Genomic DNA, 17,340 nt, shown 5'->3' on the forward strand with positions numbered 1-17,340 from the left:
ACGAAAAAATGAATCGGATAATCTTAATAATAGCACTAACTGTAGCGTGCTTCTATAGCACAAAAGCCCAAACGGTTAATTTGGATGAGTACGAAGTATATTTGGGTGATACATTAATAGCAAAAGAAGATTTTGCAAAAGGCCAGCAGCTCGATGTTTTAAAACGTGGAGAGATTACTTTTAAACCTATCAGTGATGGAATGAAAGACACCTATTATCTGAATGGAATCCTATATTCTCGCGGTAAAGTAGAGAATGTGAAACAGAATGGATTATGGGAGTTTTGGCATCCAAACGGAAAAAAAGCACGGGAAGGTCAATTTGTTGATGGAAAACCTAACGGTACACACCATTATTGGTATCCTAATGGGAACAAAAGGGCTACAGGAAACTGGAAGAATGGCATATATGACGGTATTTGGGAAATGACAAGTGAAGATGGAAAACAGAATGCCATTCAAACTTATAAAGACGGAAAATTGGTCGAATAGGCTTATACTATAAACTTTAAAGCGTCTAGTCAATTTCAAAACTTGTCGTTAACCTAAGAAATACATTCCTTCACCGAATAATTTCAATGCACTTGCCGAAAACACATTGCTAGATACCTTATTTTAAGTGATCATTGTATAAATTTTAAAATCCAAATATGACAATCATCCACACGCGTAATTTCGTCGTTCTTTGCATAGCATGGCTGTTCTTTTCATTTCTACTAGCATCACTGACAATATATGCTCAATCCACAACTATAAATCCGATCAGTTTTACTAGTAAAAAAATAAAATTATCGGGGACAATTTATGCCGCTAAAAATCCGAAAGCAGCTGTGGTTATCGTTCATGGATCTGGAAAAGAATTGAGATCTACTGAATTAGCTTCATTCGTAGCTGATAGTGGTATTTCTGTCCTTACTTATGACAAACGAGGGGTTGGTGAGTCTGAGGGTGAATATGCTGGACCTGAAGTAGGCACCAACAACATTGACCCCTATAATCTCGACGTACTGGCGACAGATGTACAGGAAGCATTAAAAACGTTAAAAGCAATAATCCATGACGACAATGTCCCAATGGGTCTTATGGGAGGAAGTCAAGCTGGCTGGGTAATACCCATAGCCGCAGATAAATATAAAAAAACTGATTTTATAGTATTGTTAAGTGGCCCTGTAATACCTACGCTAGAACAGCTTCGTTTTCAATTTTTCACCAACGATAATCGCAACTTTTGGGATACGCATTCGGAGAACGAGGTACGCCAACATATCAGCAATGCACCGGATAAATTTCAGTTTGTAAATACTGACCCCGTCAAATCGCTTAAGAGATTAAAAATTCCTGGACTCTGGCTTTTTGGAGACAAAGATATCCAAGTACCGATAAGATTATCTAAATGGATCGGTTTGCGTAACAGATACGGGAAACAGTAAGGATGGTTTTAAACAAACAAAGCCATTCTGTGAAGAATGGCTTTGTTTGTTTTTTTATATGATCTATTTGATTTATTTCAGCTTTTCGATTTCGTCAATGGTCAGGCCTGTAGCTTTGGCAATCTGATCAATAGACAAACCCATCTCTTTAAGATTCAAAGCTGTCTCAATGGCTTTTTTGTACTCGCCTTGGGCAATGCCTTCTTTTAAACCTCGATCATGTCCAATACGTTGAGCAGTAGAATAGGTATTCTCTGCATCACGCTTATGTTTTAAACTTGCTTCGTATGCCATTTTATCCTCCGGTGTTAATTTTGCTACTTCGCCTATGTCAAAGATAAGACCAAATACCCGCTTATCCAAAAAATCCGGTATTTTATCAAGTTTACTCATGTTTTTCAATAGATATAGCCATATATCCATATCTGTCTTGATATCAGCCTCATCCTTAATAAAATTTGGTAATACTAACAGCTTATAACCAAGCTTTTCATAAAAAATACGATTACTCTGCTTATCGCAAAGGGCAACATCGTAAAAATACTTTCCGGGTTCTGTTTCTCCTAATTCAAACTCTAAAATACCGATAAAATATACTTCGGGAAGTTCATATGTATTTCCCTTATAGCCCTTGGGAATAAGTTTATTGATAAGCCTGGATGTATAAAAAACGGTTCGGTCCTTAAAAAAATCTTGATAAAGCTGCTGCATCTCAATAATGAAATGCTCACCATCAATGCCGGTACAATACAGATCGAAAATAACCTTCCGTTCATTTTCAAGATCGCCATCCTGCTCCACAGGCCGATAATGAAGATCTTGAATAACTTTCTCTCCCTCAAAGAGCCCATTTAAGAACCCAATTAAAATCGGCTTATTTTCTTCCCTGCCAAAATAAAATTTAAAACTCCAGTCTCCACTAAAACCAACATACTTACCTAAGTTACTTTTTGTTTTTTTCATAATAATATGGTTTATTTAAATCATTAATTAGATGACCAAATATGAGAAAAACTAAAAATATTAGCCGGTTATTAAACGTTTGTAGTCGTTTGTTGTCGGCTATTATTCAAAAGATAACCATCCACTTGGTCTTGCTTTCCGGACACAAAAAAACCACATCTTTCGATATGGCTTTTACTAAACATATGATTAAACTGTTAATTATTAATAAGAATTGATCGACTGGGATACTTTCCAGTTGCCGCCGTCATTGACCAAGGTGATTAAATCGGTCTTAGTAAATCCTTCAAATTGTTGGGTCACTTTTACAACTACATAGTCACTGGATTGCTCAACGATTATGGTACTTGTTTTACAGTTCAACTGCTCGCCTTTTTGCTTTTTCAAGAATGAGATAACGGATGAACGACTGTTGGTCTGATCGTTTGATGCCTGTACTTTCTGGCTGAAGTCCGCTGTAAAGAGTTGCTCTACTCCTGCCGACTGTCCTTCGGTCATAACGGCTAAGTAATGGTCAATGGCTAGATCTGCTGTGGATAGGTTGACAGTTACTTTTTTTGAATTGTCTCCTGCTGGTTTTGCTGCTGCCATAGTGAAAGTCGATACTGCGATCAAGGCTGCTGTTGCGAATGTTTTTGCTATAGTTTTCATATTGTCTTTACTTTATATTGTTATTAAGTTGCATCAGCCCCACATCCACCAACTCAAACCCTGATGCCTGCTTTGCAGTTCTATTTATTTATTGATTCAAAAGTAGGGTGCAAATCGTCCCTACCCTATGGCAATTAGACAAAACCAACTAAAAACTCGGTGAGTGGTGGAAATGCATAAGTGAAGTTGTACGGATAGATTCAAAATGCTAAATTCAACAGATTAAAGACATAATAAAAGAAATAAAATTGAATCATGACAACTAAAAGGTATAGCACCGAAATTGTTATCCTTGCAGGAAAAATATATTCGTATCAATTATGAATATAATAATTTAAAAACAGTATACTTGAGAAAAATTAGATTACAATTAAAACCTAATTCATCTTAAAGAATGAAGTATTTTAAGACGATTATCTTTACAATCACAATCTTATGGTGCTCAGTTAACCTCACTGCACAACAAAAGAAATTAAAGGATTATAAGTTGTTGGTCACCTTAGAGAATGCCCCTTTTGACACACTTTATTTATTAGATTATACAAATAATAGAGACGTTCGAATCAGTGGCAAGAAAAAAAACAAATTCACGTGGGAAATTACAATCCCGGATAGTATCGTCGACAACTCTGAAAACATGATGCTCAAAGTAATGGACTACGACCCACTTACCAATGCAACAACGAACATACGTTTTATTACCTCCCAGAATGATAAAATAACTCCTATTGCAAACATGGGTGTGGAGGATAGAGTTAACTATATTTATGCACGTTATAAGGAAAAAACAGTCTTTGCAGGGGATATAATTTCAACTAAGATCAATAATAAGGATACGTCCATCATGGGGGATATTATATGTGAAGACTTTGACTTGATGTTACAAAATGATCATTCGGATATAACAATACGTGCAAAAGATCCATATTTCAGTTGGTTCAGTAACTACTACCATGAAAAAAGATCTTATGCGGAATATTTAACATTTTATAAAAGCCTTGTACAAGCTTATCCCGACTCGAGATACCTTATCTCAGGCCTTGCCAACAATCTCATGAATTACAAATCAGTGGACGATATTAAAATCCTCTATTCACTATTTTCTGAAAAACATAAAAACACACAATGGGCCAAAAAGATTGAATTATTTATGAGTAGAAAATTTGAGAACTCATCTTTATCAACTTTGAATCAAAAGGGACATGAGGAAGTGTTACAAGATCAATCAAAATTTAATTTAATCGTTTTCACTGCGTCATGGTGTGTGCCATGCTTAGAAGAAATTCCTTTATTAAAAGAAATACACAATGATTTAGGAAAGAAATTGATTATGACTTATATTTCAATTGATGAGCAAAAGAATATCCCAGCTTTTCGGAAAGTGATTAAACAAAATGACATTCCATGGAGATCTTTATTAGCCTATGAAGATAACAAAAAAATCAAAGAGAAGTACTTTGTCAAGGGAATACCACACTGCATATTAGTATATCCAGATGGTGAAATGGAAAATATTGAGGTTAGACAACCAGATAAAAAAGCTAGGCTATATGAAATAGTCAGTAATACGGATTTGTCCTTGTAACACTTTCTCTTGTAAATCCAGGAGCTGCTCGATGTACTGTAACATGTTCTTCATTAAATTCACTCATAAACGCGCATAAAATTCTATAATAATGAAAATTAAAAAACTACTTTATAGATATCTTCAAGACCGATCAAAGAATTTTCACAAACTAAGTAACCAAATAGCAAAAAAGCCTGGCTTGACGATCTTTGAATTCTTGACCCTCTACTATTATATTCATCGCTTTGAATAACAGTCGTACACATTCGGTCAATCGGGATGTGGCTATAAACTCAAGTGGAACATCGTTGATCGCATAGATACCTTTATAACGCTCTATAATCAAGCTAGCTTTACCTTTGTTCTTAATTCACAGATTTCACTGCGTACTGAATCAGAGAGGTTGTGCTTGGAGAGAAGTCTTTTCAAGTAAATGTTGCCTATGTACCTCTTCGATACATTCATGCTCACGTACTCTTTTATTCTAATCCTCAATGTTAACTATTTTTATTTCGTGAGGAAGCAAACAAAATTCAAACTGCAAGAAAAAGGCTACGACACATAATTCCTCATGCGATTTAATGATAAGGCATAGGTCGTTACACTAAAGTCATATTTTACGACCATGATACATAAATAAATTATCTTTCATATTTTTGTTTGTAATGAATTCCCAACAAAGTCCAAATATGATTCCCTTTAGCGCTGATTTAATTATTCAGGCACTGGCTTCTTCGCCTTCGCCTACAGCCATTTATAGCGGTGAGAATATGATCATCCGTTTTGCTAATGAAGGAATGCTTGCTGTTTGGGGCAAAGATGCTTCTGTGATAGGCAAACCTTTGATCGAGGCAATTCCTGAATTGGAAGGACAGCCTTTTCTAGAGCTGTTGCAAGAGGTGTGGCGGACTGGGATAACGTACTCCGTGGCTGAGGCTCCTGCAAAGTTAATAAAAAACGGAAAGGAGACACTTGATTATTTCGATTACGAATATAAAGCTCTTCTTGATGAAAACAATAGAACTTGGTGTATACTAAATACGGCACTGGAGGTGACCTCTCGCCGTGAGTTTTTAGAGCAGATCAAACATAAAGAAGAAAGAGAGCAGGCACTCAACGAGGAAATGGCTGCGACTCTCGAAGAATTGACATCGACCAACGAAGAGCTCAACAGATATATAAAGCAACTGGCCGACAGCAGGGAATACATTCGTACCATTATAGAGCAGGCACCTGTTGGAATCGCCATGTTGAAAGGGCCCGAACATCATATTGAAATCGCCAATCCTGCGATTCTCAAGATATGGGGACGAGAGGAGTCAGAAGTCATTGGGTATCCGCACGAAAGTGCTCGTCCGGAAATGCGTGGACAGCCTGTTAACAATTGGCTTAAACAGGTATACCAAAGTGGTGAGCCTAAGATAAACACAGAATTTACAGTAAAACTGCTTGATAAAGACGGATTGAGAGAGGCAATCGTCAATTCCATCGATCAGCCCATATTTTCTAATGACGGCAGTATTTCAGGTGTTTTGATCATTCTTGAAGAAATTACCCAGCAGATAATGCTGCGTAAGAAGAATGAAAATGATCAACAGATGCTGAGTCTAGCAGTAGATGCTGGCGAGCTCGCGACCTTCTACTACCAAACTGAAACAAATCTCTTTTCCGGAAATAATCTTCTAAAGAAATGGTTCGGACTTTCATCGGACGAAAAAATGGATCTCTCTCTTGCCATCGCCGTTATATTGCCAGAAGATCGGGATCGGGTGTCGCTGGCCATCGAGCACGTGTTACGTAAAGATTCTGATGGTCATTATTTCATAGAATATCGGATTCAAAATAATATTGATAAAAAAATTAGACTGCTGCAGGCCAACGGAAGAGTTTTCTATGATAGAGAGGGTAATCCACTCAGCTTAAATGGTACCTTGAGGGATATTACCGAACAAAAAAAAGAGGAACAGCGAAAAGATGATTTCATTGGAATGGTGAGTCATGAACTTAAAACACCGCTGACTTCTCTTAAGGCCTATCTGCAGATATTGCAACGGATGGACTTACTCACAAAAGATCCTATGTCACAAAATATGCTGGGGAAATCTGTCAAACAGGTACAATATATGAATACTATGATTAATGGGTTCCTCAACGTATCCAGGCTTGATTCTGGTCAGCTGCATCTGATGAAAACTGTTTTTGATTTTCAATCACTGTTTGCCGAAATTGAAGATGAAGTGCTGTCGACGATCAAAACTCATCATTTTCTGTTTAAAGCATCTGGAAAAATAATGATACATGCAGATCGTGAAAAAATAGCGCAGGTACTCCATAACCTTGTTGGAAATGCAGTCAAATATTCGCCTCTCAGATCGACGATCAAAGTAAATTATTCTACCAACGGTAACAGTTTAAAAGTAAATGTTCAAGATATTGGAAAAGGGATTGCTGAGGAAGATCAGCAACGGATATTCGAGCGCTATTATCGGGTTAAGGAAACGAGTGGCGGCGTGATATCAGGTTTCGGAATTGGGCTTTACCTTTGTAGAGAAATCATCGAACTGCATGATGGAACCATTCAGGTTCAGAGTGTAAAAGATGAAGGAAGTATATTTTCCTTTACCTTACCATTCAACCTATAACGCCTTATGAACTGCTGGTAGCTTTGCAAATTAGCTTAAACTGCGCACCAGTTAAATCATCCGTCAGCAATTGATAGCGTATAGCTGTAGCTTGATCATTGTCCAGGAAATCAAAATAAGGGAATAGAGTGGCTTGGCGATCTTTGAATTCTTGATCCTCTCCTATTTCATTCATCGCTTTGAATAGCAGCGGTACAAATTCTATCAATCAGGATGTGGCTACAAATTCGGCTATTACTAAAGAACGCTGGACTTCTCTCCCCTCGATAAGGAAATCATAAGATACCGAATCTTCGCATTAGAAGTGTTAATTTTAAATGGGAGTAGCATAGTATTTCTGTTAAAATAAGTGAAAAGATATTTGTAAGTCCCACAAATTATGGAATATCTCCTATCCTAGCATCAATTACATATGAAATTATTACTGCTATTTTTAATTGTATTTAGCTTTTCTGCAAACGGGCAGTCGTCAAAACCACTTACTGATGAACTGAGTAAGGTTCTAAAGGATGAATTGGTGAGAGGAAAACAATTTTCAATCCATTTTAGTAAAGTGAGTAATGGGGAAATTAGCATTTTGACCCCTAGTATTCCAACAGATGACTTGTTATTAAATAAGATAACGACTGTTTAAAAAAAAGACTCTCTACTTCAGTCCAAAAATTCGTACTTCTTACATATATACTGGGATCTATATTCAACAGAAGTTTACAGTTCAATAGGAAAGAAAGTTTCAGTGGGTTTTACAAATTATTCGAATTACATGCCTAGCCCCTACGGTGGCATTGGATTATTTGTTAAAAATATGGTAGCTGAACTAAAACGAAATAATTTCGACTTTCAAAATTATTCAAGGTATCAACATCAACTAGAAGTATATGTGGATGAAAAAGGGAACCAGTCTTTTACGGGTTCCGACAAAATTCTGTCGTACTTGGACAGCACAAAACTGACCCGCTGGAGAATAGCTTTATATTATGGCAAACCCATTAAAAGTATATATGAGATCTCATTAATCAATCCTCACCCCTTATCAGATAGTCTTAAAAGAATAGAATCAGCGCAAGCTGCAGAGGTATTTGTGTGGGATCAACTGTATGAAAATCAGTTTGTGCGCTATCAATCAGGTGTACAACAAATCCCACAGGGAGAACTTATTATTTCATTTGTTCTCAACGCTACATTGAATAGCTTTGAAAATCCAATAATACATCGTGGAAAGCTAGATGAAGCAAAGAAATTAATAAATTTCATCTTAATACAGCATCCTTTCAAAAACAGTTTTTACTGGTCTGAATATCCAAAGTCTGACCGTTATTATTTTTACTTAAAATAGCGGATATTTTTTTCAATGTATGCTCTTCTGTTTTCTGTATTACATTTTTAGTGTTTGTATAACATATCAATACGACGTGTTACCTTACCATAATAATTAATCAGGCTTAAATTCTACTGTAAGTAACAGATCCACTAAAATCTATTTCCAAAATGGAATCAAAATAACGCTGCAATTCTCTGCCCTCGATGGTATGGGTAGTCGTCAACTCAAGCTCTGAGGTAAAAAGCGTATTTTTTAACTTGGATTCAGTATATTAGAAAAGAAGTCCGGACATTTGGAACAACAAATTTATGATACATGTTTATAGAAATTAAAGCCGCTGATTATCCACGTTTAATGGAAATTTGGGAAAGTGCCGTAATAAATACTCATGGTTTTCTAAAAGAAGAAGACTTACTATATTACAAAGAACAAATTCCTACATATTTTAAGCATGTTAAGCTGATTGGGTTTGAGCAGGAGAAAGTTTTGGTCGGATTCATGGGAGTTTCTGAAGGAAATCTTGAAATGTTATTTGTTCATAATGATTATCGGGGTACTGGAATAGGTAAAAAATTAGTTGAATATGCCATAGCAAATCTAGAAGTAACTAAAGTGGATGTAAATGAACAAAATATTCAGGCGGTTGGTTTTTACAAGTATATTGGTTTTAAAACAATAAATAAATCCGAATTGGACGGAAGCGGTAAAGAATATCCCATACTGCATATGCAATTGTAATTTAATATACTAGGTGAAGAGCTTTCAAATACATTAATTCCTCTTCACCCCTCATGATACAAGATTGGCCACTTCTCTAAAAATTCATCAGGCGTTTAAAATATTCTTGTTTTTTGCTCGTAAATCCAACAATTGTTTTCACGTGCTAAATTTATAAGTGATCGCACGTCCGAAGGGATTTCTATTTTTTTATCTAACCATGCTGGTACCCTATTATATCTGATAAAAATATCACCAAACTCCTCTTCAATAGCTCCATCTCTCCTGCTATAACATCTGGCCAACGTGCAAAACGTTATCTAACGATCTGCTTCCGTTCGTTGATACTAAATAATTGGAAATACTAAATGCTGACTCTGCTATACCGGCAATCTGCCTAAAGTGAGCTGCGCTATGCTCATAGGAGTTTTTGCAGCTTCATCAGGATGATTGAGCATATACTCATTCTGTATTGGCTTTAAATTTATCTTTAGTCGTTTAAAATAATAGATCAATCAGAAAACCTTTAAGAATTTTCCTGCTAACACTCCCTCTGGCGCATCAATAATATGCTCAATCAAGATTGTAGCAGACTCTTCCTTAAATTGACTCATAAACGCCCATAGGATACGAGATCAAGATGGTATTAGCTTGACTACGAAACAATGGCACTGAGGAATATCAAATTTTGTGCAGCGTCTGATGTAAAATATGTGCAAAAACGAAATTATACCGAAAGACATTTTATACGATGATTCTGAAACCAAAGTCCATTAAAAGAATATTATCAGCTGCCTTTTAAAAACCTACCTTACTTTATAATTTTCAACTGATTTAGCTATATTCGTGAACTATATATTTCAAATAATTTCAGCATTATGCAAAAATGAAATGGCTCGCAGTTTTAGTGCTTGTACTTATATTGACCAAAGGGTCTTTGAACAATTACGGGCTTGATTGCTAAATAGCTAATCCTTTTTCCTACCTTAACAAAAACAACAAAAACACTTAAAAGAAGCAATAAATATAAGAGGATATACTAATGGATTTTACAGTAGAAATTAATGACATGGTAGCAATGGTTATTTCTATCATATGTGGAGGAGCCATTGGCTTTGAACGGGAATACAAAAATAAGTCTGCCGGCTTTCGAACAATAATTTTAATTTCACTGGGTTCTACCATTTTTACCATAGTTTCCCAGCATGGTGCAGGTACTGATGACCGAATTTCGGCAAATATTATTACAGGTATTGGATTTATTGGAGCGGGTGTAATTTTTAAAGACAAAATTTCTATTCGTGGCTTGACGACTGCTGCTGTAATCTGGACTTCTGCAGCAATCGGAATGACAGCAGGAATAGGTTATCACGCGCTTGCACTATGCCTAACTTTAATTACTCTTGGGGTATTATTAATGGTTACCAGAGTGGAGCGAATGATTGCACAACTACAAAAAGAACAGCTCCTGAGTGTAACCTTTCGTGATCCTGACTTTGAGCAGGTCCCAAAATTGGAAAATATATTAAATACAAAAGGACTTACTTTAGAACGAATGGAAATTGTAAAAGAAAACGATCATTTAATAGTAAACTTCAAGGTATCAGGTAAAAAAAGATACTTATTGGAAATGAGCGAAACACTTGCTACCCGACCAGAAATCTTAAGCTTCTCTTAATGTTTGCCACAATTATGTTTAGCAACCAAATCTTTGATTATTCGCGGCCGGTAAGGTATTAAATCTGATTAAAAAACGTTTAAATTTACCATGCCAATGTAATGAAATTGAGTGATTTGAATATATAAACTTTGTTGTATATGATCTATGATCAGTTATTTCAGCTTGTCGATCTCGCCGATGGTCAGGCTTGTAGTTTTGACAATCTGAGCAATAGAAAAACACATCTCTTTCAGATTAAAAGCTGTCTCAATGGCTTTTTGGCGCTGGACTTTGGCTTTAGCCTCTACTCTATTGCTGCTTGCTTGGCCTCTTCCAATTGTTTTTCTAATCCTTCTTGATACCTCTGCACTGCTTCGGCATGACATTTACATTTTAGAACGAATAGCATAAATAGTTCGTTCCTCCTTTGTCACTTTTGCGTAGCGGGCCAACTGAAAGAACCGTTGAAATACTGCCGAACTGAAAATCCTTGGCAAGATCTTTAACGTAGACATATCCTTGAGCATATACAATACTTTGTCCAATTTGCCTTCAGCTTCACTTTTAAAAAAGTTAATCAATTTATCATAAATAAAGCCACATCTCACGACATGGCCTTTACTAAACATATGATTAAACGGTAAATTACTTGTACGAGTTGATCGATTGTGAAACTTTCCAGTTACCGCCATCATTGACCAGTGTCACCAGATCTATCTTGGTAAATCCGTCAAACTGCATGGTTACTTTGGCTAGCATATAATCAGCAGACTCCTGTACGATTGTAGTACTTGTTTTGCAATTCAGCTGCTCTCCTTTTTGTTTTTTCAAGAATGAGATAACGGCTGAGCGGCTGTTAGTTTTAACTTCTGATACCTGTACTTTTTGGTTGAAGTCGGATGTAAAAAGTTGCTCTACTCCTGCTGACTGTCCTTCGGTCATAACGGCTACGTAATGATCAATGGCTAGATCTGCTGTGGATAGATTGACAGTTGCTTTCTTAGAGTTGTCTCCTGCTGGTTTTGCTGCTGCCATAGTGAATGTTGATAATGCGATCAAGGCTGCTGCTGCGAATGTTTTTTGTTAAAGTCTTCATATTGTCTTTATGTTATATTGTTATTAAGTTGCATCAGCCCCACATCCACCAACTCAAACCCTGATGCCTGCTTTGCAGTTTTATTTTTAGTTGTTGATTCAAAAGTAGGGTGCAAATCGTCGCTAACCTATGGCAATTAGACTAATCCAACTAAAAACTCGGTGAATGGTGGAAATGGGTAGGTGAAATTATTTTAAATTTTTTTGAACTATTTTAACCCACAGATGTTCTTCATAAACAAAACGACAACAAGCTTACTTTCATCAAGAAAGTGTATAACGATAAATGACGTAGTACAGTAAATAAATTCAAATGCGTCAAAACCATTTGGATGACGAAACAAAAAAGAGGAAACGATAAGAAACATAAAAAATTACTGTGCTGTTAAACGCCAAGATAAAGGGTCTAATGAAAATTAGGCCCTTTTGATTTATCTTACAAACCGACTCTCAATGAGCTTAATAAATTGATTTTGAACAATATATTATTAAATCAGAACACTTTATTTTACGATATACTTTTTAACAAATGTAAAAGCTGTACTTCTTTTTTAATTATTCGGACCATAAGTATTCCAAAGATGAGTAAAAATGAAAATCCACTTGATACAATATAAAGATAAAAACCACTAGAGAAACTCTCTTTAAATACAGGTAAAAGAAAAGCAAAGCCCACAGTATAGGTCATATAAATGATAGGTGTGAAGATATAATGGATTTTTGTTCTCCATTGATAAAATTGATACGCCTGTTTACTGTATTCAATTAAGGCAACATCAGTCCTTAAGTTCGCTAATTTTTTCTGACTTATCCATTCTAACACAACTCGAAATAGAAGCATTGTAATCATGATGCCCAATCCAAAACTAAATAATGTCTGCTTGTAAGCCCCTACCCAAATATAATAAAAGACTAATATAATTGATGTTACACCTAAAATTACTTGAGTCCACAAATGATTGCGTTTAATTTTTTTAGTATGTGCCTCTGCTTTTTTAATAATATCATGAGCAGCTGGTCTTAAATCAGATTCTGTTTGCAGATTCCAAATATGCTGTAATTCTTCAAATTTTTTCATTTTGTACACATTGAATTAAACTTTTTTTAATGCGATGGATTCTAACGCGAAGCGTTTCTTCGGTAATTCCAATTACTTTTGATATTTCCGGATATGTCATGCTATCTAAAGTCATCAAAATAATCAATCTGTTTACCTCTTGGAGCTTCTCTATGCATTGATACATTTTTTGAAGCCTTTCTTCCTTTTCATTCGAATAAGTTTCCAAAACAATCTGAGGCATAATATCGGTTCTAATTTCTTTTCTGGAAGATGATTTTCTTAAATATAAAAGACAGGTGTTTACAGTAATCCTATAAATCCATGTACTTACGCTTGATTCATTTCGAAATGAGTCGAGATTCTCCCATACTTTAAGGAAAATTTCCTGAGTGGCATCAGACGCTAATGCAGTATCACCACAAAAATAACCTCTGCACAATCGAAACACTTTATTATAATGCGTGACGTATATATCGTCAAATTCTTCTTCTGTAGCCACCTTATTGTATTTCTAATTTTAATTTTTCCATAAACCACTCAGGTTGATCAAACATCACAAAATGAGCAGCGTCTTTTGCATAATAAATTTTAGCAGAGGGCAGATTTTCGTACTGCGATTTATACGTTTTTAGTACGGCATTAATATCTGGATGTGTTGCAGCTAAAATTACTACCGGGATTTTAATTTTGGAAATTTCTTTACGTAAATCTACATTTAACATATCGATGTAACCGTATACATAGGTCTTTCTATCTGCCATATTCATCCATTCATTGATTACTTTTTGTTTCTCTTTGTTTAAACAAATGTAAGCAGTGGACTGAGCATTCATTGCACTGAACGCATTTTGATCCATAGCGAGCATCATTTTACTTTGCGGATTGTCATAGGGAATAATTTCTCCTTGGTAATTGGGGATCATTAAAACTGCACTTGCAGGCAAAGCATCGACGATAATTATTTTTTTGAACAAATTAGTTTCTTCTGATGCTAACCACAAGCTTAAAGTTCCTCCCAAACTATGACCAATTAGTGTTGCTTTTTTTAAATTTTTGGTTTTGACATAAGTAATGACTTGGTCTTTTATAGTAAAAAGCCATGGGAATTCAATTGGAGGGATATCGCCAAATCCTGCAAAAGTAAAAATATGACATTCATAATTTTTTGAAAGTTCTGCTACAGTTTCATTCCACACTTCTCCTGCGCAACCAAAACCAGGAAATAATAAAATAGGTGCGCCTTTTCCTCTTATATGTACTTTAAAAGCAGTTTGGGAAAATACCGATTTTGAAGTAAGCAGCATAAAGACCATAATTAAAATAAATTTTGTTCTCATAATGTTTAATTTTTTTAAAGTTTATCTTTTGATGCACTACTACATGAATTGTTACCTCAAAACACGATTTTTTTTTAAAATACATTACGATGTCTCTATGTTTCGCTTAAACGGAATAATAAATACACTAAAATAGATACAAAATACACCTCAAAAACATCTACCATACACGCCATTTCTATCCGAGTGAGCAACCTAGATTATTAGGTTTCCGTGTTCAACAACATCTACCATACACGCCATATCTATCCAACTTTTTGGGCTTGGTTTAATATAAAGCACAGAGCATCAATAGAATTCTACGAGATTTACTGCCATATACTATGTTGATCTGGTTTTAGGGACATTTTGGCATAGCGGATTACTCTCAGTGAGAGACATTCAAATTCCTGCACGACCTTGCCTTACATGAGATGAGCAATTCAAACCAAAAAGGTTTTATAGAAGCACCTTTGACCTATGATCAACCTAAAAGTGAACAGATGCAAAAGGTGCTAATAGCATTGTAAGAACCAAACTCAGGGGTATTTGTTTAATTTTTTAGATGGATTGCACTACTTCGTTCAATTCAAAACGTGATTTTGGCAGAACTTTTATTCCCTTACTCCATTCTATTGCTGAGTGGGGAAATGAAGCTGCAAAAACGAATAAGAGAATAACCATGGTGGAATATGAGTAGCCATAAAAATTAGAAACTTCAAAATCGCAGATTGCGCTGGTATACCATTCTATGCAGAATGGCTTTATATGTTTATGGTACAATCTATTTGATTTATTTCAGCTTTTTAATCTCATCAATGATAACCCGGTACAATCAGCAATTTATTCTAGTGGTAAACCCATATTTTTAAATTTCAAACCTGTCTCAATGGCTTTTTTAAACCCCGATCATGTTCAATACTATATATTGTTAAATTTGAATACCAGTGCGAAAATAAAACTAAATATTTAATTACGATACATAAAGCGACCTTGAAAAATAGTTGTCCGACTACATCTATGATGAGGAAATACAGGTTTTGGCAATCAAGGAAAACCCACTTAAAATTATTGCTGGTTATAACGTGAAAACCAACTAAATATTACAAGTAGTACACTTTACTATAATGGACAGTTGATCTGCAAGCTATGCTTGATCTATTACGCCTACCTTATCTTAAGATTTTCTCAAAGGCTTTTCTTGGACTTCCTCTGAATGTTACTTCACCACAATAGTGATAGCACATTTTTTGCAATACCCAAAGCATACCCCTATTATCAAAATTAGTATCAACCTTTACACTATAAATATTGTGTTTAAGCGCAAAATCTTCGATATACTGTAAAATGCTCTGAGCCAATCCTTGACCAAGATACTTTTCAGATATTGCAACTCTGTGGTAAACCACAAAATCACCATTAGTCAACCAAGATCCCTTTATGTTCGAATACTCTGGTTCATCATTTATCAAAATAGCACAATAACCAATGATGATATCTTCATCAACCAGCACGTAACCAAAACTGTTCTTAATATCATTTTCAACAATGGATTGATTAGGATAGCCATCTTGCCATTGTGTACTCCCATCGTCTTTTCGTCTCTTGATCGCTTTTTCTAAAATTTTCCAAATTTGAAAAGCATCTTCTTCTGTAGCTTGTCTAAAAATATATTTCATATTATTCATGGATAGAAATTAATTTGTACTGTTCTATTGCTTGTTTGATTAATGCAATTAAAAAAATATTGACGATTGCCATAAAACTGATTACACATAAGAAAATTACCATACCAAATTGCTGAATAAGATATCCTCCAAGAAAAGGAGCTGTTGCTTGTGCTAGTAAGGGCAACATTGCAAGTCTTCCAAGAATCAAGGCATAATTGTCACTACCATAAATAGACAATGGCAATGTTCCTCTCAAAACTGAACGCATCCCATTTCCTATTCCAAAAACAACTACTCCAGGTATTGCAAGTGTGGGGGACACAAAAATCAATATCATACCCAAAAAAATGATTATGGTAGAAATAAAGGACATTTCAATAGCGCTCCTTTTTCCAATGATCAACTCAATAACTCGTGCCATGGCTTGGCTTGGTCCTAAAAAAGATATTGCGATTAAAATCATTGACATCTCGGTCTTGCCATGTAGTAATATTTGGATTAAGTGTATGATAACGCTGGTGGTTATGACCGAGCCAAGAGTAAAATTTGCTGATAATAAATAATACAATTTTGAACGGAAGGGCTCGACTGCGGATTGCAAGGTCCCATCTTTTGATGTGCTTTTGTTTCCTTCTTTATTTTTGAAAACATGCATATGAATCGGGAATATAGTAATAATCAACAATATGGCATATGTATAGCAGGTATATCTCCATCCAAAACTATCCAAAATATAGCTGGTAAATAACCAAGAAACGGAAGGTGCTAAACTGGATATCAGAGTGATCCAAACGATTGACTTTGCTGCGTTAAGGCTGTATCTTTTACCAATTGCAGCAAACAATGCATCATATAGCCCCATTGCCATTGCTATACCGATAATCACCCAACCTGATGCAAACATCAGAAAATTACTTGAACTGCCGATGATGATCAAACCTACCGCCATCACTAACCCCGAAAAACGTAATACAGCATGACGATCAGTATGCTGTATAGTCCTACCCACTGAAGGTAATAGCAAACCTGAAACCAAAAGGGCAAGTGAGAGGCAACCATAAACTTGCTGATAAGACCAGCTCATTTCGGCTATAATGTCCTTTGCTAAGACAGACAGTAAAAAATAAGATCCACCCCAAAGTACGATTTGCGCGATGCCTAAATTCATAACTTTAAAAAAGTTTAACTTTCCACTTTCGATAGACTGAGATGCTGATTTCATATGACAAATCTCCGCTCTTTTTTCAAA

General features: G+C 35.5%; 19 protein-coding genes. 8 read left to right on the forward strand and 11 right to left on the reverse strand.

Going from position 1 to position 17,340, the window contains the following annotated elements; genetic code table 11:
• The first annotated feature begins 8 nt into the window (after window positions 1-8).
• Together AC06G9_RS12565 and AC06G9_RS12570 are read left to right on the forward strand one after the other, a co-directional pair.
• A complete protein-coding gene (locus AC06G9_RS12565) occupies window positions 9-491 on the forward strand; it encodes a toxin-antitoxin system YwqK family antitoxin (protein WP_480956376.1) in 483 nt (160 codons plus the stop codon).
• A 158-nt stretch (window positions 492-649) separates the two neighbouring features.
• The gene (locus AC06G9_RS12570) at window positions 650-1,429 is read left to right on the forward strand and encodes an alpha/beta hydrolase family protein (protein WP_480956377.1); all 780 of its coding nucleotides are present in this window, start codon (window positions 650-652) and stop codon (window positions 1,427-1,429) included.
• Window positions 1,430-1,501: 72 nt separating this feature from the next.
• Here AC06G9_RS12570 and AC06G9_RS12575 read toward each other — a convergent pair whose 3' ends face one another.
• Both AC06G9_RS12575 and AC06G9_RS12580 read right to left on the reverse strand, forming a co-directional pair.
• On the reverse strand, window positions 1,502-2,392 hold the full coding sequence (locus AC06G9_RS12575; protein WP_480956378.1) for an Rpn family recombination-promoting nuclease/putative transposase: 891 nt from the start codon (window positions 2,390-2,392) through the stop codon (window positions 1,502-1,504).
• A gap of 204 nt (window positions 2,393-2,596) precedes the next feature.
• Complete coding sequence (locus AC06G9_RS12580) at window positions 2,597-3,043, reverse strand: nuclear transport factor 2 family protein (protein ID WP_293929155.1); 447 nt, start codon at window positions 3,041-3,043, stop codon at window positions 2,597-2,599.
• 394 nt (window positions 3,044-3,437) lie between these two features.
• Here AC06G9_RS12580 and AC06G9_RS12585 point away from each other — a divergent pair, with 394 nt between their 5' ends.
• Window positions 3,438-4,628, forward strand: coding sequence for a TlpA family protein disulfide reductase (locus AC06G9_RS12585; protein WP_480956379.1), 1,191 nt, complete (start codon window positions 3,438-3,440; stop codon window positions 4,626-4,628).
• Between the two features lie 671 nt (window positions 4,629-5,299).
• Window positions 5,300-7,252 carry a PAS domain-containing sensor histidine kinase gene (locus AC06G9_RS12590; protein WP_480956380.1) on the forward strand — a complete coding sequence of 651 codons (1,953 nt, stop codon included), beginning with the start codon at window positions 5,300-5,302 and terminating at the stop codon, window positions 7,250-7,252.
• A 4-nt stretch (window positions 7,253-7,256) separates the two neighbouring features.
• On the opposite strand, the gene AC06G9_RS12595 is transcribed toward AC06G9_RS12590, so the two are convergent.
• A complete protein-coding gene (locus AC06G9_RS12595) occupies window positions 7,257-7,427 on the reverse strand; it encodes a hypothetical protein (RefSeq protein ID WP_480956381.1) in 171 nt (56 codons plus the stop codon).
• Window positions 7,428-7,664: 237 nt separating this feature from the next.
• Here AC06G9_RS12595 and AC06G9_RS12600 point away from each other — a divergent pair, with 237 nt between their 5' ends.
• The 4 genes from AC06G9_RS12600 to AC06G9_RS12615 all read left to right on the forward strand — a co-directional run bounded on the left by AC06G9_RS12600 (window position 7,665) and on the right by AC06G9_RS12615 (window position 10,968).
• The gene (locus AC06G9_RS12600; protein WP_480956382.1) at window positions 7,665-7,886 is read left to right on the forward strand and encodes a hypothetical protein; all 222 of its coding nucleotides are present in this window, start codon (window positions 7,665-7,667) and stop codon (window positions 7,884-7,886) included.
• Window positions 7,887-8,057: 171 nt separating this feature from the next.
• Entirely contained in the window at window positions 8,058-8,588 is a 531-nt protein-coding gene (locus AC06G9_RS12605) for a hypothetical protein (protein ID WP_480956383.1), read from the forward strand.
• Window positions 8,589-8,888: 300 nt separating this feature from the next.
• The gene (locus AC06G9_RS12610) at window positions 8,889-9,311 is read left to right on the forward strand and encodes a GNAT family N-acetyltransferase (RefSeq protein WP_346569765.1); all 423 of its coding nucleotides are present in this window, start codon (window positions 8,889-8,891) and stop codon (window positions 9,309-9,311) included.
• Window positions 9,312-10,332: 1,021 nt separating this feature from the next.
• The gene (locus tag AC06G9_RS12615) at window positions 10,333-10,968 is read left to right on the forward strand and encodes an MgtC/SapB family protein (protein ID WP_045755904.1); all 636 of its coding nucleotides are present in this window, start codon (window positions 10,333-10,335) and stop codon (window positions 10,966-10,968) included.
• Window positions 10,969-11,123: 155 nt separating this feature from the next.
• On the opposite strand, the gene AC06G9_RS12620 is transcribed toward AC06G9_RS12615, so the two are convergent.
• From AC06G9_RS12620 to AC06G9_RS12655, 8 genes are all read right to left on the reverse strand, one after another.
• Window positions 11,124-11,336, reverse strand: coding sequence for a hypothetical protein (locus AC06G9_RS12620; protein ID WP_480956384.1), 213 nt, complete (start codon window positions 11,334-11,336; stop codon window positions 11,124-11,126).
• Entirely contained in the window at window positions 11,337-11,579 is a 243-nt protein-coding gene (locus AC06G9_RS12625; protein ID WP_346575695.1) for a hypothetical protein, read from the reverse strand.
• Between the two features lie 16 nt (window positions 11,580-11,595).
• Window positions 11,596-11,985, reverse strand: coding sequence for a nuclear transport factor 2 family protein (locus AC06G9_RS12630; RefSeq protein WP_346569771.1), 390 nt, complete (start codon window positions 11,983-11,985; stop codon window positions 11,596-11,598).
• 568 nt (window positions 11,986-12,553) lie between these two features.
• Entirely contained in the window at window positions 12,554-13,123 is a 570-nt protein-coding gene (locus AC06G9_RS12635) for a hypothetical protein (RefSeq protein WP_346569773.1), read from the reverse strand.
• Window positions 13,110-13,604, reverse strand: a complete 495-nt coding sequence (locus tag AC06G9_RS12640) for an RNA polymerase sigma factor (RefSeq protein WP_346575691.1) — start codon at window positions 13,602-13,604, stop codon at window positions 13,110-13,112. Before AC06G9_RS12640 ends, AC06G9_RS12635 begins: the two co-directional genes overlap by 14 nt.
• A 1-nt stretch (window position 13,605) precedes the next feature.
• Window positions 13,606-14,442, reverse strand: coding sequence for an alpha/beta fold hydrolase (locus AC06G9_RS12645; RefSeq protein WP_480956385.1), 837 nt, complete (start codon window positions 14,440-14,442; stop codon window positions 13,606-13,608).
• A gap of 1,151 nt (window positions 14,443-15,593) precedes the next feature.
• The gene (locus tag AC06G9_RS12650; protein WP_480956386.1) at window positions 15,594-16,109 is read right to left on the reverse strand and encodes a GNAT family N-acetyltransferase; all 516 of its coding nucleotides are present in this window, start codon (window positions 16,107-16,109) and stop codon (window positions 15,594-15,596) included.
• Window positions 16,102-17,259 carry an MFS transporter gene (locus AC06G9_RS12655; protein WP_480956387.1) on the reverse strand — a complete coding sequence of 386 codons (1,158 nt, stop codon included), beginning with the start codon at window positions 17,257-17,259 and terminating at the stop codon, window positions 16,102-16,104. The genes AC06G9_RS12650 and AC06G9_RS12655 overlap by 8 nt, the downstream gene beginning before the upstream one ends.
• Window positions 17,260-17,340 lie beyond the last annotated feature (81 nt).

This window comes from Sphingobacterium sp. MAE, assembly GCF_056711605.1.